Genomic DNA, 19,429 nt, shown 5'->3' on the forward strand with positions numbered 1-19,429 from the left:
ACACAGGAGGAAAAAGAATGGAATTAGAATTCGATTCAATCGCATCTCAGGGAGCAGTATTAAAAGTAATTGGTGTAGGAGGTGCTGGAGGAAACGCTGTCAATAGAATGATTCAAGATGGCGTGCAAGGAGTAGAGTTCATTGTGGCCAACACGGATGTTCAAGCTTTAGACATGATGAGTGCTGAAACTAAAATCCAACTTGGGCCCAAATTGACTAGAGGACTTGGAGCAGGCGCTAACCCTGAAGTAGGAAGGAAATCCGCAGAAGAAAGTGAAGAAGCAATTGCAGAAGCATTACAAGGTGCGGATATGGTTTTTGTTACTGCTGGTATGGGAGGCGGTACTGGAACGGGAGCAGCTGGAATTGTGGCACGTATTGCTAAAGAACAGGGCGCATTAACAGTTGGGGTTATTACTCGTCCATTTACATTTGAAGGACCGAAAAAAGGACGATTTGCTGCTGAAGGAATCGCATCTATGCGAGAGCATGTTGATACACTAGTAACTATTTCAAACAATCGTTTACTAGAAATTGTCGATAAAAAAACCCCGATGATGGAAGCTTTTAGAGAAGCTGACAATGTTTTACGTCAAGGGGTTCAAGGAATTTCAGATCTTATTACTAATCCTGGATATGTCAACTTGGATTTTGCAGATGTGAAAACAGTTATGGAAAATCAAGGATCTGCATTGATGGGTATTGGTACTGCTACAGGTGAAAATAGAACTGCAGAAGCAACTAAAAAAGCAATTTCATCACCACTGCTTGAAGTTTCTGTCGCCGGTGCTGAATCTGTCTTGTTGAACATTACTGGTGGAGCAGATTTGACTCTGTTTGAGGCCCAAGATGCTTCTGATATTGTATCTGCTGCAGCAACTAGTGAAGTCAATATTATTTTTGGTACATCAATCAATGAAGATTTAGGCGACGAAGTAGTCGTTACTGTTATTGCTACAGGTATTGATGGAGAAAAAGCGGAAAATAAAAGACCTTCAGCAAATAAAACAGCCAAAACATCATCGAATACTGTTAATAAAACTGAGAATGATCCTTTTGGAAACTGGGATATTCGTAAAGAACCTAATCTAAGAGATCGTCACAATGAAGATCTAGATCAGTTAAACGAGACTAAACAAGATACCAAAGAAAAGGATTTGTTCTCTAGAGAGGACTCTTCAGATGGGAAAAATTCAGATGATGAAGTTGATACACCACCATTTTTTAGAAGAAGAAAAAAAAGATAAGGATCAAGCCTCTTTGAAAGGAGACTTATAAATGGGAATGAAAGATCGCTTTAACAACTTTTTCTTCCTAGAAGACGATTCTGAAGAGATGGACATTCCTTCTGAAAAGACTGCTAGTAAGAATGTGAAAGAAAAACCTGCACAATCACTCAAAAAGGATAAACCGATAGTTTCTAAAACTCAATCCGTGCGAAAAGTTAGTTCAAATCAAAATATTGTAGCAATTAATCAACAACAAGCAATCAAAAAACCGCGTATAAATGTTTTAGAACCTCGTACGTATTCAGAAGTTCAAGGAGTAGCAGATATTCTGTTGAACAATCAGTCTGTCATCTTGAATTTTAGAAGAATGGAAAAAGATCAAGCAAAAAAAGTCATTGATTTTTTAATGGGAACTACTTATGCTATTAAGGGTGACATTGAAAGAATTGGTGAAGAAATCTTTGTTTGTACACCTCAGTCTGTTGAACTTGATGGAGCAGAGCTACAAGCTTTGAAGAAACAGGATTTTTAACCGGAACGGAGATATACAAGCATGCTATTTCAATTTATAAGTTATTTATATTCTTTTCTTATCAACCTTATTGATATCTATCGACTTTTATTAGTTGTATATTTTTTGATGTCATGGCTTCCAGGAGCTTATCAATCAAGTATTGGGCGATTATTGACTAGAATTTGTGAACCGTATGTAGGGTTCTTTCGTAGATTTGTTCCTCCTATTGGAATGATTAGTTTAGCGGGGTTAGTCGCATTGTTTGCTCTTTCCTTTATTAAAATGGGATTGGCACCAGTGTTTAATATTTTAGTAAATCTATTAAGTCAGTTAGGCTTACTGTGAGGTAAAGTATGGATAATGTATACCAGCATTTCAGAAAAGACGAACAACTTTTTATTGATTCTGTCTTAGACTGGGTTCGTCAAGCAGAAGAACAGTATACTCCTTATCTATCTCCTTTTTTAGATCCGAGGCAGCAATTTATCGTGGAATCTGTCGCTGGGCAAAATACTGAAATTACTTTGCATAGTTTTGGTGGATATGAAGATGCTGAACGGAAAAAAATCTTTTTAGCACCTTCATATTATGAACCAGAACAGAATGATTATGCTATCACAATATGTGAAATTAACTATCCAACGAAATTCGCAACATTATCACATGGAAATATTTTAGGCTCATTTACAGGAGCGGGTATTGACCGTGGAAATATAGGCGATATTATAACTGATGGAGATAATTGGCAAGTATTTATAGACAAACCTATGATGCCTTTTTTGTTATCTCAGATCGACAGTATCGGTAAAATAAAAGTGCATTTGGAAGAAAGAAAGTACACTGACATTATCTTGCCTAAAGATAAGTGGGAAAGCAGAAGTATTATTGCTTCCTCTTTAAGAATTGATGTAGTGCTGGCAAGTGCTTTTAATTTGTCACGTCAAAAATCTAAAGAACTTATCGCTTCCAATAAAGTTAAAGTGAATTGGAATGAAACAAGCAGGCCTGATACAACATTAGGAATTTTTGATGTTATATCAATTAGAGGATTTGGACGATTAAAGTTAAAATCTATTGAAGGAAAGACTCGTAAAGAAAAGATTCGTCTGGAATTAGATGTACTCGATAGAAACCAATAGGGACTTGTATTGAAAAAGTATATTGATTATACTAATATACAAATCATATTTGAATAGAACTTAAAAAAATCACGGAGGGATTCGACAATGGCATTAACTCCAATGGATATACATAACAAAGAATTTTCTGTAAAAATGAGAGGTTATGATCAAGACCAAGTCAATGATTATCTTGATCAAATCATTAAAGATTATGAATTGTTATTGAAACAGAAAAAAGAAACTGAAAAGAAATTAGAATTTGCTGAAGAAAAATTGGCAAGTTATGATCAAATGCAAGATTCGCTTAATAAATCAATTATCGTGGCCCAAGATGCTGCTGATCGTTTGAAAGAAAATGCTGAAAAAGAAGCAGAAATGATTTCAAAAGAGGCAGAAAACAAGGCTTCTAATGTGCGTCAAGACGCTGAAAACCATGCTGATCAACTACTGAAAGAAGCGGTAGGAAAAGCACGAAAAATCGAAGAAGAAACGGAAGCTTTGCGTAAGCAGAGTCGTATTTTTCGCCAGAGACTTCAGCTTATGATTGAATCACAACTAGAACTCGTAAAAAAAGAAGAGTGGGATGATCTTTTACAGCCGCCTGCTTCTGAAAAGCCCGTAACAAATACTATCAATGAAGTGAAGTCAGAGCTTGATCAGAAAGATGAAGTAACTGATTTACCAGTTGAACCTGAACAAAATGCTGAAAATTCTGAGTATGAAGAAGGAATGACACCAGCAGTTGAGTTACCTAACATTTAATTTAAAGTGAATAGTAGCGATAACTGAAACAACATGAAGCAAAATACTTTTCAGAGAGCCAGCGGAGGTGTGAAGCTGGTAAGTGCTTTTTGCATAAATGATCATTCAGTGGCTCTTTAGTGAATTATGTAGTAGCTAAAGACGTAACTCTGCGTTAAAGAGAAGAGAAAAACAAAAGTAAATGTATAATATTGTGGAATATAAACAGTATTATTATCACTTAATGTTTTTGAAGTAAGGTGGTACCACGAAGATTTCGTCCTTTTAAGGATGAGGTCTTTTTTTATATAAAAAATTAAGTAAAGAGGGTAAAAAGATGGAAGTAAAAGATACATTAAATTTATTGAAAACTAAGTTTCCTATGCGTGCTGGTCTGCCTAATAAAGAGCCTGATCGTCAAGCAGAATGGACAGCACATAATCTATATGAAAGAAGACAAGAGCTGAATAAAGATAAAAAGTCATTTGTATTGCATGATGGACCTCCTTTTGCGAATGGAAATATCCATATGGGACATGCTTTAAATAAGGTATCTAAAGATATTATTGTGCGTTACAAATCTATGTCAGGATTTCGTTCGCCTTATGTACCGGGATGGGACACACATGGATTGCCTATTGAGCAGGCATTAACGAACTCTGGAGTAAATCGTAAATCAATGACAGTGGCTGAATATAGGAAACTCTGTGAGGCATATGCTTGGGAACAAGTAAATACTCAACGTGAAGACTTCAAGCGATTAGGTGTTGCAGGTGAGTGGGATAATCCGTACGTCACTTTAACTAAAGACTATGAAGCAGAACAAATTAAAGTCTTCGGAAAAATGGCAGAAAAAGGTTTTATCTATAGAGGGCTAAAACCCATTTACTGGTCTCCTTCAAGTGAATCTTCTTTAGCTGAAGCAGAAATTGAATATAAAGATGTTAAATCTCCCAATATCTATGTAGCATTTAAAGTTAATGATGGAAAAGAAATTTTAGATAATGATACTTCATTGATCATCTGGACAACTACACCTTGGACGCTGCCATCTAACTTAGCAGTAGCTGTTAATGCAGATTTTGATTATGCAGTAGTAGAAGCGGATGGCCGTAAATTCGTTGTTGCATCTAAAATGGCAGAAGAAGTAGCTGAAATATTAGGATGGGAAGATGTAGAACTGATCAAGGAAGTAAAAGGATCAGATTTAGAACATGTAACGACTAAGCATCCTTTTTATGATAGAGATTCTTTAGTCATCTTGGGAGATCATGTAACGCTGGAGAGTGGTACAGGATTGGTTCATACAGCTCCTGGACATGGTGAGGAAGACTTCATAGCAGCTCAGCAATATGGATTGAAAGTGTTATCCCCTGTTGATGAAAAAGGTTGTTTTACGAATGAAGCTCCAGGACTTGAAGGTGTATATTATGATGATGCCAACAAAATTATTACGGACTGGTTAAAAGAAAAAGATGCTTTACTCAAATTGAGCTTTTTCACACATAGCTATCCTCATGACTGGAGAACTAAAAAGCCAGTAATTTATCGTGCAACACCGCAGTGGTTTGCTTCAATCAAAGATTTCAGAGAAGATATATTAAAAGCTATTCAGGAAGTAAACTGGTTACAACCATGGGGTATGCAAAGAATCTATAATATGGTAAGAGATAGAGGGGATTGGGTTATTTCTCGCCAGCGTGCTTGGGGTGTTCCACTACCAATTTTTTATGCTGAAAATGGAGATGCAATTATTACACCAGAAACTATTGAGCATGTATCTAATCTATTTGCTGAATTTGGTTCTAATGTCTGGTTCGAACGAGAAGCAAAAGACTTGTTACCTGAAGGATTTGAATCTCCTTCTAGCCCGAATGGTCGATTTACAAAGGAAACAGACATTATGGATGTGTGGTTTGATTCTGGTTCTTCTCATCAAGCAGTCCTTAAAGCTAGAGAAAACCTGACATTTCCAGCTGATATGTATCTGGAAGGCTCAGATCAGTACCGTGGCTGGTTTAACTCAAGTCTTACTACAAGTGTAGCAATTAATGATACGACTCCTTATAAGTCTGTTCTGTCTCAAGGTATGGTTCTAGACGGGGATGGTCGTAAGATGAGTAAATCTCTTGGAAATACTATTTTACCCAATAAGGTAATCAAACAGATGGGTGCTGATATAGTTCGGCTCTGGGTTTCTAGTGTAGATTCTCAAGCGGATGTTCGTGTCAGTATGGATATCTTAAAGCAAGTTTCAGAAGTTTACCGTAAAATTAGAAATACAATCCGTTTTTTAATTCAAAATACAGAAGATTTTTCTCCTGTTGAACATACAGTACCGTATGAAGAGTTAAGAACAGTTGACCAATATATGATGAACCGTTTGAATCGAACTGTTGAGAAAGTTTTAAATGCTTACGATAATTATGATTTTTCAGATATTTATAAAGAAATCAATCAATTTTGTACTGTAGATATGTCTAATTTCTATGTAAACTTTTCTAAAGATGTTTTGTATATAGATGCGCCAGATGCTCATTCACGTCGCGCAATGCAGACTGTGTTTTATCAAGTAACCGTGAAGCTGGCTAAGCTGTTAACTCCAATTATTCCTCATACGACAGAAGAAATCTGGACTTATCTAGACGAAGAGGAAGACTATGTACAATTAGCAGAAATGCCAGAAGTGGAACAATACGGTAATGCTGAAGAATTAGTCGAAAAATGGGATAAATTTATGCGCTTAAGAGATCATATTCTGAAAGCTAATGAAGTTGCTCGTGAAAATAAAGTAATCGGTAAAGATTTTGAAGCTGATACAACTTTATATGCAACTAAAGAAGTAAGATCATTACTTGATTCACTGAATACTGACTTACGTCAAATTCTAATTGCATCCAACTTTACTGTAAAAGATCTTTCAGAAAAGCCTGAAGGAGATACGTCTATTCTTGATTTTGAAACTGTATCGATTAAAGTTGAACATATGGAAGGAGAGGTATGTGAAAGATGCCGAATTACTTCAAAAGACTTGATTGAAGTAGATGGTGTAGGTAAGTTATGTACAAGATGCCACCATATTTGTGAACAGCACTATCCAGAGTTGTTAAAATAAGTAATAAAAAGAGCTGACCCAAAGTCAGCTCTTTTTATTATCAAGAAAGTTTTATTAGGAACAATAATAACAAATGATAAGGTATACAAAAGATTTTAAAGTTAATTATTTATCATAAAAATATAGAAAGCCCTTGCAAAAAATAATCATATTTTGTATACTTTTAAGTGTAATAGATGTGCTGTATAGTTAACTGATGGTAAGGTGCACTCAATAAACGATCTGTTGCAAGAATTACTTAGGAGGAAAAAGCAGGATGGCAAGAGGAAATGTAAAATGGTTTAACGCAGAAAAAGGTTTTGGATTCATTGAAGTAGAAGGTAGTGAAGATGTATTTGTTCACTTCAGCGCGATTAATAGCGAAGGATATAAATCCTTAGATGATGGACAAGAAGTTGAATTCGATATTGTTGAAGGAGACAGAGGCCCACAAGCTTCTAATGTCGATAAAGTCTAGTTTTAACTATCCAAATAAAGAAGCTCTTTATGACTGCCTGAGGCAGATCATAAAGAGCTTCTTTAAAATTTATTAATTATGCTTTTTTGGCAATTAAGCTATATAAGAATACAAGAATAATTGCACCAATAATTGCTGGAATAATTGCGATTCCACCAAGTGATGGTCCTAAATCTCCTAATAAATATCCACCTAAAGCTGAACCAATTAGTCCAAGAATAATATTACCAATAATACCACCGGGTACTTCTTTACCTATGATTGCTTCACCAATTGCACCAACGATACCACCGATGATTAACATTAAAATAAAACCTAACATAAAAATTCTCTCCTTTTTCTTTGCTTCATTTTGTTTCTATAAGTAACTATATACTATTGTCATATTTTGTTCAAATATTTTGACTTATAAAAAAACTTCCCAATTATTTGGGAAGTTTTAGACTATTTATCTGTTATTCGAAGTAGTTGATCTCTCAAGCGATCTTCCATTCTAACAAGTTGACGTTCTGCTTCTTGTCGCTTAGTACGTCCTTCTTGTTGTATAGATAAGGTCTCTTCTAAAGTCTCAACCAGATCTGTTTGAGTTTTTTCTAAAGTTTCAATGTCGATTATACCACGCTCATTTTCTCGGGCAGTTTCGATAGAAGATTGTTTTAACATTTCAGAATTTTTTGTCAACAAATCATTTGTCGTTTCTGATACTTGTCTTTGAGCTGTCACGGCTTCTTTTTGACGTAATAAAGTTAAAGCCACTACGATTTGATTCTTCCATAATGGAATAGCTGTATTCACAGAAGTTTGGATCTTTTCAGATAGGGCTTGGTTAGTATTTTGAATTAGCCGAATCTGTGGCGCTTGTTGAATCGTCATTTGTCTGGCTACTTTTAAATCATACACTCTTTTTTCTAAACGATTCTGGAATTGATTAAGATCATTAACACGTTGAACATCCATTTGGTTAGTGCTGCTTTCAGCTGTTTTCATTGCTTCCGGGATAATTTCGTTTTGCAGTTCTTCGAGTTTAACTTCACCAGCAGCTATATAGATATTGAGTGCCTCAAAATATTCAAAGTTTTTCTCATATAGCGATTCAAGCATCTCGTTATCTTTGAGCAAAAGATCTTTTTCTTTATCAAGTTTAACTGCAATTTTATCTATTTGAGCACCAATTTTTTGATATTTAGCAGTAGTTTCATATATAGATCGATTAATTTTCTTAAACATTTTTTTGAAGATATTTGAATCATTTGCTCTTAAATCATCAGGGTTACTGTCTTTCAGTTTGAACATTAAATCATTCAATGTTTCCCCAATATGTCCAGTTTCTTGATTTTGTACGTGATTCAAAACTGAGTGAGAAAAATCACCTAGTTTTTGTTGTGCACCTGAGCCATAATTTAAGACTGCGTCAATATCTGTGACTGCAATCTGATTTGCTAACTGACGTGCTTGTTTTTGACGTTCTTCTGATAAAGTATCAATCAATTTTCTAGCATCATCTTTTTCGTCTCCGGTGATTGAATTGCCAGTATCCGCCTGTGGAGCTGGAGGATTTTTCATAGTATCACCAAAAGGATTTGCAAGCAGATCATCAAGTTCACTCGTTTTTTTGTCTTGTACCTTTGTAATGTCTAGATTCTTATCAGTATCATTTTCAACCATATAACTTTACTTCCTTTCGAGAAAATTTGTAATTATTTTTGAAATCATATTATAAATTACACTTCGTCATTTTGAATTGATTCTTGATTAAAACCATTATCCTTGTCTAGTGACCTTTTTGCAAGCTCAACCTCAACTTCCATGTCTTCGATATCATCTGACTTGAATTCGACATAATCTTCGGCTATCTGCTGACACATTTTGTCTAGAGTCTGAGAAGATCTATCAAGCATATCATAGGTTGCTTTGCTTTTAGCTTGATGATTGTCGATTTCTACATATTTTTCAGAAAGATCAGCTAAAGAAGGCAAATGTACGTATAAAAACTGATCTACTTCATGCAAACGGTTTGGTTCTTTGATAATTTCTCTGAATAAAGATTTTGTTAAATGAATAGTATTGTTACGGTTTTCGATTGCTTTCAATTTACCAGTTGCTTGTAAATTAGTCTCGATTTTTTTGATTTGAGTTTTCGCATTCTGCATAGTTTGACGAAAGTATTGAATATCTTCTTTTCCTAATCCTTTTGACTCATAAAAAGCTTGCTTTTCTGCTGACAATTTAGGAAGTCTATGTTTTTCATCCTGAGTACGGTGTTTTCTACCTCTAATATAAAGCAGTAAGACACCTACTGCTGCACTAAATAAAGCTGCTGGTATAATAGGGAAATCTACAGCCACGAGCATAATGAAAATAAATATTATTGTAATACAGGTTAAAAGATAAATAAGCGTATCTGCTAAACGATTTTTATTCATATTGGCTCCTCCAAAAGATTCGTTATGATTTGTATATTTATTTTATCATAAATGCTGAAAAGAGTGACATAGGACCTAAGGATGATATTGCTTAATTTTAAAAAGAGTCCTGTAGAATTATCATGGAATTCAATTGTTCTTTTATTAATCAGTATTCATTAATGAAAAAGGAAGTAATCTATTGTATGATATCTATAGTATATAGAGGAGTTGAGAATATGGAGTTTGAAGAAAAGACAATTAAAAGTAAACTCATTTATGATGGAAAAGTAACAAAATATATTGTGGAAGATGTACTTCTTCCAAATGGGCAACAATCTAAAAGAGAAATTGTCAGACATGGTGGTGCCGCATCTGTCATAGCTTTTACTGATGATCAGAAGCTATTGTTAGTTAAACAGTATCGTAAAGCAATCGAAAAGGTTAGTATCGAAATTCCAGCAGGAATCAAAGATGCTGAAGACGAAGATGGGTTAAATACAGCTAAAAGAGAATTAGAAGAAGAAACTGGATTTCAGGCACGAGATTGGTCTTTTGTAACGTCTTTCTATAGTACTCCCGGTTTTACAGATGAATTTTTGGAAATCTATGAAGCAGCACAGCTCATAAAAGTTGAGAATCCATTGCCAAAAGATGAGGATGAAACAATAGAACTATTAGCGTTGACTTATGAAGAAGCATGGAAAGCTTATGAAGAAGGTCATTTAAGAGATTCTAAGAGTGTGTTTGCATTATTTTATTGGAAAACGAAAAAAATTCAGGAACATAAATAGAAGGTATGAGTATATGCAATCTAGAAAAGAGTTAAAAAAGCAGAAACAAAAAGAAGCTAAGGAAAAAACACGGCTTCAAAAGCAGGTGAAAAAAGAAAATAGGAAAAAGGAACGTCAACTGTCTAAGCAAGGTAGAACATCAAAAAAACGAATCAACGAAATGGAACGATATAGACGAGTTGAGAAAAGATTAACGCAAGCTATCATTGTGGTTGTATTATTATTGGTCATCGTGTTAATTTATACAATTTATGGACCATAAACATAAAGGAGTCTTGATCATTGAAAATTGGAATTATTGCTGCTATGGAACAGGAAGTAAATATTTTAGTAGATAAATTAAAAGATAAGACAGTAAGTACTGTTGCAAATCAGACTTTCTATAACGGAATCATCGATAAAGCTGAAGTTGTTTTAGTTCAATCAGGGATTGGAAAAGTGAATGCAGCAATTGCAACAACTTTATTGATTGAAAAATATAATGCTGAGGTTGTAATCAATACAGGTTCAGCAGGTGGTATTGGAAAAGAATTAAAAATTGGGGATTTAGTAGTCTCTACCGAATTATCATACAATGATGCAGATGCTAGGATATTTGGATATGACTTTGGACAGATTCCACAGATGCCGAGCAGATATAAGGCAGATAGTGATTTGATTGATAATGTTTCAAAAGCAGCAGATAAGATGAATTGGTTAATCAATAAGGGTTTAATTGTTACAGGCGATTCATTTATAGCTAATTCAGATAAAATAAGTGATATAAAAGGAAATTTCCCGGAAGCCTTAGTTACAGAAATGGAAGGAGCTGCTGTAGCACAAACTTGTTATCAATTTGGGGTTCCTGTTGTTGTAGTAAGAGCACTGTCAGATACTTCTGATGAAAAAGCATCTGTTTCTTTCGAGGAATTTATAGAGCAAGCTGGTAAAAAATCTGCTGAGATGGTATTGAATTTTTTAAAAGATTTATAGTATTTTGAAGAGGGCAGGTCAAGCCTTCTTTTTTTTTGCAGAAAAGTTTGTGAATGATTGATTATGTAATAGAAATTAAGTCTGTTTAATTCAGGGTAGAGATCATTGTTACCGTTTTACTTTCAGTCTTAAGTTGCTGATTTCTTTATTAGTGGGCGTAGAAGATATAGCTTTTAGTAAATTATTCTTCATTAACGACAATACTAAACGAAGGAAGTCTTTCAGCTTTTGGTGAAAATTCTAGATACGGGATGATCTATGAAGAATTTGGTTTTACTCCGGTTGACTCTAGTATCGAATCATCGATTCATGGACAATCTATATCATATGAATATGTCTTGTCTGAAGATCCTGACCTGTTATTTGTTGTAGATAGAACACGCGCAATAGGTGGCGATGATTCTGATAGTGATCTTAGCAAAAATCCAGTTATCCAGGAAACAAAAGCCTACCAAAATGACAATATTATTTATTTAGATCCTGAAATATGGTATCTTTCTGGTGGTGGTTTACAATCTATGCAATTGATGATTGAAGAAATTAATGATCAAGTAGATTTATCGTTATAAAAGTACCACTTAATAATGATCTAAAGGGCTCTTTTATACTACAGAGACAAGAAATATTGGAGGGAAAACAGTGCATAGAACTTACAAAAAAGAAGATTTTCAAATATTTCAATTAAATCATTTAGAAGAAAGAATGGAAGCTATTCGTGAGTGTATACAACCTATATTTCAAGATCTAGGCGAAACTTATACTAGAATAATCGAAGAAAAAACTGGACATAAAATGTATTTTCATATAGCTCAGCATAGGAGAAGAACCACAAATCCCCCAGAGTCAACTTGGAGCGCAATAGGTGGTAACGCTAGAGGATATAAAAAATATCCTCATATTCAAATCGGCATTAATGAAGAGCATGTCTTTATTTTTGTTTCTATAATTGATCAACCGCTGTATGAGAAAGATATGGGAGAAAGTCTACTTGAAAATAAAGAAAATTGGATAAAGTTGAAGGACGACTTTGTTATTTCTGGAGATCATACTAAATCTAATGTAGAGCCTCTTACCGAAGAAAGTGGAACTAGACTTATAAAAAGAATGATCACTGTGAAAAAAGGAGAAGTATTGATTGGAAGGATTATTCCTAATAATAGTTCTTTACTTGATGATCAGTCAAAACAGCAAGCTTTTTTATTTGAAACAATTGTTCAGTTAATCCCTCTTTACAAACAGCTATTGGATCGGTATGAGAAGAATAATTTGACAGGTAAATAAAAAGTCAGGAGATAGAAAGTGATTATCGAAACAAAAAGATTAATTCTAAGAACTTTTCAAGAAAAAGACTTTGCCGATACTTTTGCAATTTATAAAGATAACGAAACTTGTCGCTATTTGCTCCATGATCCATGGACTACTGAAACGGCTGAGAATTTGTTCAAAGTAAAAATCAGCAATAATCAATTAAAGCAAGATCAAATGTTGAACTTAGCCGTTGTTTCCCAAGATAAAGTCATTGGTGACTTATATGTTTGGTATACAGATATGCGAGATACTGTTGAACTTGGGTACAGTTTCAATCGTGCGGTTTCAGGAAATGGTTTTGCAACCGAAGCATTACAAGAGTTGATCCACGTATTATTTGAAGAGATAGATATTCATAGAATACAAGTGAACATCGACTCAAGAAACAGTCCCTCAAAAAAACTATGCGAAAGATTAGGAATGAGAAAAGAAGGATACTTTATAGCGGATTACTGGAATAAAGGTGAATGGACCAACAGTCTGGTTTTTGGTATGTTATATTCAGATTTTTTGAAATCAGTAGGTCCGATGAATAGAAGTGCTTAATTAATTAGTCTTTATTCTGGCGTACTTATTGCATATCTTTAGACAATTTCTTAAAGATTAGATATGATGAACTTATAGTATTCTTTAATCTTATCTTTGAAAGGTTTACGAGCGATAAGAGCAAAGAAAATAGAATATGGAAGGTGAAAATATGAAAGAATTATTTGCATTTCCTACAGATGAAATCATGAAATCAGACGAGGTGTATTTATCCATTTCGCTGAACGCTCAAGCTAATGCGTTTGAAACAGAAGCTAATCAGATCCAGTTTCAAAACTTATTAAAAGAAGCGAAAGAAAAAATCTGTGATGTTTATGATGAAAAAACATGTGACACTTTCTTAGAACAAATCAAAGGTTTACGTAATGATTCAGATTTTTGGAGAAGAGTATCTGACAGTGTTGTATTTTATGTCACACAAACAGATGCGTACTTTTATAGATTAAGCGTACCCGTGGACAATGAGGTAGTAGTATCTAACCAGGCTTATGTGCTGCCGTTGATACCGAATTTTCAGTACGTGAGTTATTATCATTTATTAGGACTGAACCATGATAAATTTACCTTATTTAATGGCCGTGGAACACAACTCCAGGAAATACCATTACCTGAAGATGCTCCGACAGATTTAGAAAAAGCTTTAGGTAAAGAACTGACGGGCGGGGAATTAAACACCGCTGATTATAACGGAGCTGCCGGACAAGGTATGTTCCATGGACATAACGAAAAAAGTAATGAAGTCCAAATTGACCAGAACAATTATTTTCGTGTAGTAGACAAATATGTATATGAAAATTATACAAAACCAACAGAATTGCCTCTTGTCTTGTTTGCGCTACCTGAGAATATTTCTGATTTTGAAAAAATATCTAAAAATCCTCATTTAGATGAAACGAAAGTTGAAGGGTCTACAGCACAACTGTCAAGTGCACAAATTCAAGATAAAGCTAGTGAAGTAGTGACGGACATTATAGATCGTCGTTACAAATCGTTAGTTGAAAAATTTAATGAAACTACACCGGAGTTTCGGTTGGAAGCACAGTATAATGATTTAGCAATGGCTAGTATGCAAGGTAAAATTGATACTCTTCTAATTGAAGATCATTATCAAGTACATGGCACAATTGATGAAAATGGACAGTATAAAGAGGGCTCAGAAATTAATGCCTATGTTAATCAGCTAGTTCAGAATGTTTTGAATACTAACGGTAAAGTCTATGTTCTTGATAAGTCAAGCATGCCTTCCGATACCGGTATCGCAGCAACTCTAAGATTTTAATTAATTTTTTGAACAATAAATCGTTCTAAAAACCTCAAAGCAATATCTATTTAGATACTGCTTTGAGGTTTTAGTTTGATCTAGTTATGTCAAGCGAAAGTTAAAATGTCCTAAAACCAAGGCTCACATTAATGCAAGCTTTTACTTCGCAAAAGCTTGCATTAATGTGACCGAATTTGTTAAAATTAGTCCTAAGCTGTTTGTTCAGCTTCGTACTCTTCGAGTGTTTTTCCGACACTGCGAAGATATCTTTTGAAAGATTCTAGTTTCCACGGGTGAGATTGTGGGGGAATATACTGGCGTCTTTCTTTTTTTTGCTCTGGAATCGGATCAAACTCTTGTGAGTAGTAGTCATGTTCTTTCAGTCTCCTTGTTGTGTATATTTTTTCAGCTATATTTACATAGATATCTCCGTTAAACGCTTCGATAACCAACACCTTTGATCTTCGCGTGAAGTAGTGCTCTTCACTGCCTTCCGTAGGCAGGTAGTAGTTGTTTTGATACCGAATATGATGCCCACTATCCACTTTTCTATTCGCTACTCGTGCTAATAATAAATTGATTTCTGATTTAGTTGGTGCGTTTTCATAGATGGATTCCTTCGTTTTATTGCCAAACTTCTTATTGAAAGTCCTAATCCATTTCGTTAAAAAGTGATTGGCTTCCTCCATAGATTGTATTCCAGCTAAGTCTAAATCTACAGGAAGTCGTGATTGAACAGTCCCGTTTAAGCGCTCTACGCGGCCTTTAGCTTGTGGAATAGAGGAGGTTTTAATCTCAATACCGAGTTGATGACAGGCAAAACCAAACTGGGTAAAGGTATCTTCTTCGACCGCTTTCATGGCTTTTGATGTGTATTCGAAAACCGTTCGTTTATCTGTTAAAAAAGCTAAAGGGATGCCTTGTTTCGTTAGGATCTGATTGAGCACATGATAATAGCCATTGAGTGTTTCTTGCATATCGAAATAAGCCCCGACGATATTACCAGAAGCGTCATCAATAGCTAAATGGAGATGTGTCACCTCTTTACCAAACCAGTTATAGGAGCTGGCATCCATTTGAATAAGCTCCCCCTGATATTTCTTTCTAGGACGGCTAGGGTGACTTTTTTCGGGTAACTCCATTTGATCTTCGGCTCTTGGAACCAGTGGGGTATAAGACTCTTTTTTACCTTTCATTGATTTAGCTTTGATTCGAGCATTTATTTTCTTACGTGTTTTTCTTTGAGCCTTAGGTGATAGAATATCAGCTTGATATAAAATATGACGAATGGTCGTATCGGTGTAACAGATAGCATGATCCTCCTTCAAAATTTCAGTAAAATGCTTCACGTTAGGCTTTATCTTAAAACTTTGATAGAGCTCGATCACTTGTCTTTTTGTTTCCTCTGGCACGGCGTGCCTAGCTGCTTTTCCTCTGTTGCCGTGTGAAAAAACAGCTTTTCCTCCTTCTTGATAGTCTTGAATCAATCTGTTAACTTGCCTCATCGAGAGCCCAAGTTCAACACAAGCTCTCTTTTTTTCCTTTCTTTTTTCTGCCACAGCTTTTATTACTTTATATTTCTTATCTTCATTCATCGTTAGTATTATCCTTTTCATGATTTTATTTTATCATTTTGGGACATTTTATGCTTCGACCTACTTAGGACATTATCACGTTCGAACGATACTTTGAGGTTTTAGTTTGATCTAGTTATTGACTTTATATTTATAAAGAGGTACAATAGTCTTTGTGTAAAATAATGCAGCAAGAAATGGTATCCGCGTCAACAGTTTCTTAAGGTAAGTTAATGAGTAACCTGCGGCTGCAATGGCGAAAGTTCATAGAAACTGCACGTAATACTGAATTTCTATCCCGTTATTTTACTCCAAAAAAATTATTGGAGGAATACAATCATGGCACGTTTCACAGGATCTTCTTGGAAGAAATCTCGTCGTTTAGGCATTTCACTTTCAGGAACAGGTAAAGAATTAGCTCGTCGTCCTTATGCTCCAGGGCAACACGGACCAACTAGCCGTACTAAATTATCAGAATATGGTATGCAACTTAAAGAAAAACAAAAGTTACGTTATATGTATGGAGTAAATGAACGTCAATTCTTCAACTTATTCGTAAAAGCTGGTAAAATTCGTGAAGGTAAACACGGTGTTAACTTCATGATCTTACTTGAACAACGTTTAGACAATGTAGTATACCGTTTAGGTCTAGCAACTACTCGTCGTCAAGCACGTCAATTAGTAAACCACGGACACATCACTGTTAACGGAAAACGCGTTGACATACCTTCTTACAGCGTTCAAGTTGGAGAAGTTGTTGGAGTACGTGAGAAATCTAAAAACTTAACAATTATTAAAGAATCTGTTGAATCATTATACGGTCGTCCTGATTTCATCACTTTCGATGAAGAAAAACTGGAAGGTTCACTTACACGTTTACCATTACGTGAAGAAATGCCAGCGGACATCGATGATTCATACATCGTTGAATACTATAACCGTTAATTTTAACTGGTTCAAAAAAGCCTGCAGCAATGTGCAGGCTTTTTTGTTTTCTAAAATTAAACTATTAATAATTTAATTAAAAAGATCTATATGATAAACTGATCAATAGAAATACAAAAACTATAAAAATAACGAGAAAGTGTTAGGAGAGAAAGAATGGAAAACATAGAGAAAACATTAAAATTTTTGCAGAATACATATAATAATAGTGTTTATTTTAAGAAAAATCCAAATGCTAAAGAGTATAGATATCAGCATACCTTATGAGTTTCAAAAATTGCTATGGATTTGTCCGAAAAAGAAAATTTAGACAAAGATGTTGTAGTGATTGGTGCATTGTTACATGATATTAGTTATGCAATAGAATTTGAGAGTAAAGAAGACTGGGAAAATCATGGACGTAATAGTGCAAAAATATCTGAAGATTTTTTAAATGAATTAAACTTAACTGAAAATCAGAAAGAAGAAATTTTACTTGGTATTGCTAGTCATGTAGATGGAAATCCAGGAATGGATAGAGGAGAATTATCAATCAATGCTCTAACAATATCGGATAGTGATAACCTTGATCGATTCGACATTTATCGAACATTTGAAAGTCTGTCTTATCATAAATTTTATGATAAAACAGTAAAAGAACAAATTAATTACTTAAAGGAACGATTAGAAAGCAGAGAAAAACTTCTGGGTGTTGAAGAGGAGTTTGCAACAGTAACCGCAAAAGCCATGTGGCGCAAAAGAATTGAGAAGCAAATGCAAACATATGAAGATTTACTGACTCAGTTAGAAGGAGGATATTACTTTTTACAGGATAACTAAAAGGAGAAATGGAATGAGAAACATGGAGAAATTAAGAGTTGTTATTGGAGCGGGAGAGTATAACAATAATCCAGGATGGATTCACACACAAGAACAGGATTTGAATGTATTAGAAGAGGCATCATGGGATGAAAACTTTAAAATTGAAACAATTGATGTGTTGCTAGCAGAACATGTTTGGGAGCATTTTACTTATGATGAAGGAGTAACGGCAGCAAAATTATGTTGGAAGTATTTAAAACCTGGCGGATATTTTAGATGTGCTGTTCCAGATGGTTACTTTCCTAATAAAGAATACCGAAAAGTTGTTCAAGTAGGTGGTCCCGGTCCAGTTAATCATCCGGCAGCTTCACATAAAACGGTCTATAATTTTGAGACTTTAGGTAAGCTGTTTTCAGAAGCTGGATTTGAATGTGAACTGCTTGAGTACCATGATAAAAATGGAGTATTTCATCAAATTAATTGGAATAAAGAAGATGGCAATATCTTCCGATCGGTAAAAGTAGATCCAAGGAATTCTTCAACGGTAACTTTTCCAAGTTTGGTAATTGATGCCAAGAAATCGTTGAAAGTAAAATTTAGTTCTACAGTATAAAAAATTAACGACAAAATAATCTATGGTGAGAAATAAGAATGATTGAATAGGATTGAAAGTTAAGAGACACTTGGAAAGCATAGGTACTTATAATAAATTAGTACAAAAGTTATCAGGACATTATTAAAAAGGATAAGCGAATGGCCTTTAATTGAAGAATTCGCTTAACGATGTATTATACTTCGTTTATGATCAAGAAAGAACTACCTAGTCAAAATTATTTTAAATACTTAAATTACATTAATTATTAAACCCATCAACAAGTTATTGGAATTATTTATAGTGGTAAGATAAATAATTTTCAAGATATAAAATTATCGGACGAACATGATTATTAAGAATGGTTATCACTGGATAATCTACATAAAATGAATGAGTTGTTTTATCCAAAAATGAAGAACTGGAATTAGAACAACTTGATTTTTCATAGACAAGAATAAAAACCTACTGAATACTACCATTCCAGGTGTTCAGTAGGTTTTGTTGCGTATTTTAGAGGTGTTTCAGTAAAACACTTGCAAATTCTTCTATTATTTCTTGATCTTCTTCTGTAAAACGATTTTTTATCGGTGCATCTATATCTAAAACACCAATTTGTATGCCATCTTTTGTAAGAGGAACAACAATTTCAGATTCGCTTGCCGCATCACAAGCAATATGTCCAGGAAATTCATGTACATCTTTAACAAGATAAGTCTTTTGTTCTTTAAAAGCAGTCCCGCATACACCAGATCCGTTTTCGATTCTAACACAAGCTACTTTTCCTTGGAAAGGCCCAAGTACAAGTTCGTTTTCAGAATCTTCCCATAAATAGAACCCTGCCCAATTGATTTCAGATAATTGTTCGAATAATAACGCAGAAGCGTTACTTAAATTGGCAATTCTGTTTGTTTCGCCTTCTAATAAAGCATCTAGCTGTTTATTTAGCATATGTTTAGGTTTGACTGTGCTCATTTTATCACCTTTCCATTAAATATAAATTTTAAATAGAAAATCAGTTTTCTACAAATTCCTATAGGTTTCTTGAACCTATTTT

22 protein-coding genes and 1 other annotated feature are annotated in these 19,429 nt (G+C 34.4%); of the genes, 17 read left to right on the top strand and 5 right to left on the bottom strand.

Annotated elements, in window-relative coordinates:
- Positions 1-17: 17 nt before the first annotated feature.
- The 7 genes from ftsZ (at position 18) to BKP56_RS07860 (ending at position 7,177) form a co-directional block, all read left to right on the top strand.
- Positions 18-1,247: a cell division protein FtsZ gene (gene ftsZ / locus BKP56_RS07830; protein ID WP_072694543.1), complete on the top strand. Its 1,230-nt coding sequence runs from the start codon at positions 18-20 to the stop codon at positions 1,245-1,247.
- A gap of 31 nt (positions 1,248-1,278) precedes the next feature.
- Positions 1,279-1,761, top strand: coding sequence for a cell division protein SepF (locus tag BKP56_RS07835; RefSeq protein WP_072694544.1), 483 nt, complete (start codon positions 1,279-1,281; stop codon positions 1,759-1,761).
- Between the two features lie 108 nt (positions 1,762-1,869).
- Positions 1,870-2,088 (top strand): YggT family protein, encoded by a 219-nt coding sequence (locus tag BKP56_RS07840; RefSeq protein ID WP_232226960.1) that lies wholly within the window; start codon positions 1,870-1,872, stop codon positions 2,086-2,088.
- Positions 2,089-2,096: 8 nt separating this feature from the next.
- The gene (locus tag BKP56_RS07845) at positions 2,097-2,882 is read left to right on the top strand and encodes a YlmH family RNA-binding protein (protein ID WP_072694546.1); all 786 of its coding nucleotides are present in this window, start codon (positions 2,097-2,099) and stop codon (positions 2,880-2,882) included.
- An 87-nt stretch (positions 2,883-2,969) separates the two neighbouring features.
- A complete protein-coding gene (locus BKP56_RS07850; RefSeq protein ID WP_072694547.1) occupies positions 2,970-3,626 on the top strand; it encodes a DivIVA domain-containing protein in 657 nt (218 codons plus the stop codon).
- A 10-nt stretch (positions 3,627-3,636) separates the two neighbouring features.
- Positions 3,637-3,893 (top strand) — a binding site (T-box leader).
- Positions 3,894-3,942: 49 nt separating this feature from the next.
- Complete coding sequence (ileS, locus tag BKP56_RS07855; protein WP_072694548.1) at positions 3,943-6,720, top strand: isoleucine--tRNA ligase; 2,778 nt, start codon at positions 3,943-3,945, stop codon at positions 6,718-6,720.
- A 256-nt stretch (positions 6,721-6,976) separates the two neighbouring features.
- Positions 6,977-7,177: a cold-shock protein gene (locus tag BKP56_RS07860; RefSeq protein WP_072694549.1), complete on the top strand. Its 201-nt coding sequence runs from the start codon at positions 6,977-6,979 to the stop codon at positions 7,175-7,177.
- 76 nt (positions 7,178-7,253) lie between these two features.
- Here BKP56_RS07860 and BKP56_RS07865 read toward each other — a convergent pair whose 3' ends face one another.
- The 3 genes from BKP56_RS07865 to BKP56_RS07875 all read right to left on the bottom strand — a co-directional run bounded on the left by BKP56_RS07865 (position 7,254) and on the right by BKP56_RS07875 (position 9,600).
- On the bottom strand, positions 7,254-7,499 hold the full coding sequence (locus tag BKP56_RS07865) for a GlsB/YeaQ/YmgE family stress response membrane protein (RefSeq protein ID WP_072694550.1): 246 nt from the start codon (positions 7,497-7,499) through the stop codon (positions 7,254-7,256).
- A 122-nt stretch (positions 7,500-7,621) separates the two neighbouring features.
- A complete protein-coding gene (locus BKP56_RS07870) occupies positions 7,622-8,809 on the bottom strand; it encodes a toxic anion resistance protein (RefSeq protein ID WP_198034033.1) in 1,188 nt (395 codons plus the stop codon).
- Between the two features lie 89 nt (positions 8,810-8,898).
- Positions 8,899-9,600, bottom strand: a complete 702-nt coding sequence (locus BKP56_RS07875; protein WP_072694552.1) for a 5-bromo-4-chloroindolyl phosphate hydrolysis family protein — start codon at positions 9,598-9,600, stop codon at positions 8,899-8,901.
- Positions 9,601-9,818: 218 nt separating this feature from the next.
- Between BKP56_RS07875 and BKP56_RS07880 the strand changes: the two genes are divergently transcribed.
- The 7 genes from BKP56_RS07880 (at position 9,819) to BKP56_RS07910 (ending at position 14,478) form a co-directional block, all read left to right on the top strand.
- Positions 9,819-10,373, top strand: coding sequence for an NUDIX hydrolase (locus BKP56_RS07880; protein ID WP_072694553.1), 555 nt, complete (start codon positions 9,819-9,821; stop codon positions 10,371-10,373).
- A 13-nt stretch (positions 10,374-10,386) separates the two neighbouring features.
- On the top strand, positions 10,387-10,635 hold the full coding sequence (locus BKP56_RS07885) for a hypothetical protein (RefSeq protein WP_072694554.1): 249 nt from the start codon (positions 10,387-10,389) through the stop codon (positions 10,633-10,635).
- Positions 10,636-10,655: 20 nt separating this feature from the next.
- Positions 10,656-11,345 (top strand): 5'-methylthioadenosine/adenosylhomocysteine nucleosidase, encoded by a 690-nt coding sequence (locus tag BKP56_RS07890; protein ID WP_072694555.1) that lies wholly within the window; start codon positions 10,656-10,658, stop codon positions 11,343-11,345.
- A 251-nt stretch (positions 11,346-11,596) separates the two neighbouring features.
- Positions 11,597-11,914, top strand: a complete 318-nt coding sequence (locus tag BKP56_RS07895) for an ABC transporter substrate-binding protein (RefSeq protein ID WP_072694556.1) — start codon at positions 11,597-11,599, stop codon at positions 11,912-11,914.
- A 70-nt stretch (positions 11,915-11,984) separates the two neighbouring features.
- Positions 11,985-12,626 carry a YktB family protein gene (locus BKP56_RS07900; protein WP_072694557.1) on the top strand — a complete coding sequence of 214 codons (642 nt, stop codon included), beginning with the start codon at positions 11,985-11,987 and terminating at the stop codon, positions 12,624-12,626.
- 18 nt (positions 12,627-12,644) lie between these two features.
- Positions 12,645-13,199: a GNAT family N-acetyltransferase gene (locus BKP56_RS07905; RefSeq protein WP_072694558.1), complete on the top strand. Its 555-nt coding sequence runs from the start codon at positions 12,645-12,647 to the stop codon at positions 13,197-13,199.
- A gap of 151 nt (positions 13,200-13,350) precedes the next feature.
- Positions 13,351-14,478 (top strand): baeRF6 domain-containing protein, encoded by a 1,128-nt coding sequence (locus BKP56_RS07910; protein WP_156849236.1) that lies wholly within the window; start codon positions 13,351-13,353, stop codon positions 14,476-14,478.
- A gap of 191 nt (positions 14,479-14,669) precedes the next feature.
- Here BKP56_RS07910 and BKP56_RS07915 read toward each other — a convergent pair whose 3' ends face one another.
- Positions 14,670-16,055: an ISNCY family transposase gene (locus tag BKP56_RS07915; RefSeq protein ID WP_072694024.1), complete on the bottom strand. Its 1,386-nt coding sequence runs from the start codon at positions 16,053-16,055 to the stop codon at positions 14,670-14,672.
- A gap of 318 nt (positions 16,056-16,373) precedes the next feature.
- Between BKP56_RS07915 and rpsD the strand changes: the two genes are divergently transcribed.
- The 3 genes from rpsD (at position 16,374) to BKP56_RS07930 (ending at position 18,393) form a co-directional block, all read left to right on the top strand.
- Entirely contained in the window at positions 16,374-16,979 is a 606-nt protein-coding gene (gene rpsD, locus BKP56_RS07920; protein WP_072694560.1) for a 30S ribosomal protein S4, read from the top strand.
- Positions 16,980-17,267: 288 nt separating this feature from the next.
- Positions 17,268-17,798 (top strand): HD domain-containing protein, encoded by a 531-nt coding sequence (locus BKP56_RS07925; RefSeq protein WP_232226863.1) that lies wholly within the window; start codon positions 17,268-17,270, stop codon positions 17,796-17,798.
- Between the two features lie 13 nt (positions 17,799-17,811).
- Complete coding sequence (locus tag BKP56_RS07930; RefSeq protein WP_072694561.1) at positions 17,812-18,393, top strand: class I SAM-dependent methyltransferase; 582 nt, start codon at positions 17,812-17,814, stop codon at positions 18,391-18,393.
- 492 nt (positions 18,394-18,885) lie between these two features.
- Here BKP56_RS07930 and BKP56_RS07935 read toward each other — a convergent pair whose 3' ends face one another.
- On the bottom strand, positions 18,886-19,347 hold the full coding sequence (locus BKP56_RS07935; RefSeq protein WP_072694562.1) for a GAF domain-containing protein: 462 nt from the start codon (positions 19,345-19,347) through the stop codon (positions 18,886-18,888).
- Positions 19,348-19,429 lie beyond the last annotated feature (82 nt).

Origin of the sequence: Marinilactibacillus sp. 15R, from assembly GCF_001895285.1 — a bacterium.
Lineage (GTDB): Bacteria > Bacillota > Bacilli > Lactobacillales > Carnobacteriaceae_A > Marinilactibacillus > Marinilactibacillus piezotolerans.

Coding starts and splice junctions, on each gene's coding strand:
- BKP56_RS07915 (WP_072694024.1), bottom strand. CDS start 16,055: ATGAATGAAGATAAGAAATATAAAGTAATAAAAGCTGTGGCAGAAAAA.
- BKP56_RS07835 (WP_072694544.1), top strand. CDS start 1,279: ATGGGAATGAAAGATCGCTTTAACAACTTTTTCTTCCTAGAAGACGAT.
- ileS (WP_072694548.1), top strand. CDS start 3,943: ATGGAAGTAAAAGATACATTAAATTTATTGAAAACTAAGTTTCCTATG.
- BKP56_RS07845 (WP_072694546.1), top strand. CDS start 2,097: ATGGATAATGTATACCAGCATTTCAGAAAAGACGAACAACTTTTTATT.
- BKP56_RS07880 (WP_072694553.1), top strand. CDS start 9,819: ATGGAGTTTGAAGAAAAGACAATTAAAAGTAAACTCATTTATGATGGA.
- BKP56_RS07910 (WP_156849236.1), top strand. CDS start 13,351: ATGAAAGAATTATTTGCATTTCCTACAGATGAAATCATGAAATCAGAC.
- BKP56_RS07895 (WP_072694556.1), top strand. CDS start 11,597: ATGATCTATGAAGAATTTGGTTTTACTCCGGTTGACTCTAGTATCGAA.
- BKP56_RS07875 (WP_072694552.1), bottom strand. CDS start 9,600: ATGAATAAAAATCGTTTAGCAGATACGCTTATTTATCTTTTAACCTGT.
- BKP56_RS07850 (WP_072694547.1), top strand. CDS start 2,970: ATGGCATTAACTCCAATGGATATACATAACAAAGAATTTTCTGTAAAA.
- BKP56_RS07930 (WP_072694561.1), top strand. CDS start 17,812: ATGAGAAACATGGAGAAATTAAGAGTTGTTATTGGAGCGGGAGAGTAT.
- BKP56_RS07885 (WP_072694554.1), top strand. CDS start 10,387: ATGCAATCTAGAAAAGAGTTAAAAAAGCAGAAACAAAAAGAAGCTAAG.
- BKP56_RS07840 (WP_232226960.1), top strand. CDS start 1,870: ATGTCATGGCTTCCAGGAGCTTATCAATCAAGTATTGGGCGATTATTG.
- rpsD (WP_072694560.1), top strand. CDS start 16,374: ATGGCACGTTTCACAGGATCTTCTTGGAAGAAATCTCGTCGTTTAGGC.
- BKP56_RS07865 (WP_072694550.1), bottom strand. CDS start 7,499: ATGTTAGGTTTTATTTTAATGTTAATCATCGGTGGTATCGTTGGTGCA.
- ftsZ (WP_072694543.1), top strand. CDS start 18: ATGGAATTAGAATTCGATTCAATCGCATCTCAGGGAGCAGTATTAAAA.
- BKP56_RS07860 (WP_072694549.1), top strand. CDS start 6,977: ATGGCAAGAGGAAATGTAAAATGGTTTAACGCAGAAAAAGGTTTTGGA.
- BKP56_RS07935 (WP_072694562.1), bottom strand. CDS start 19,347: ATGAGCACAGTCAAACCTAAACATATGCTAAATAAACAGCTAGATGCT.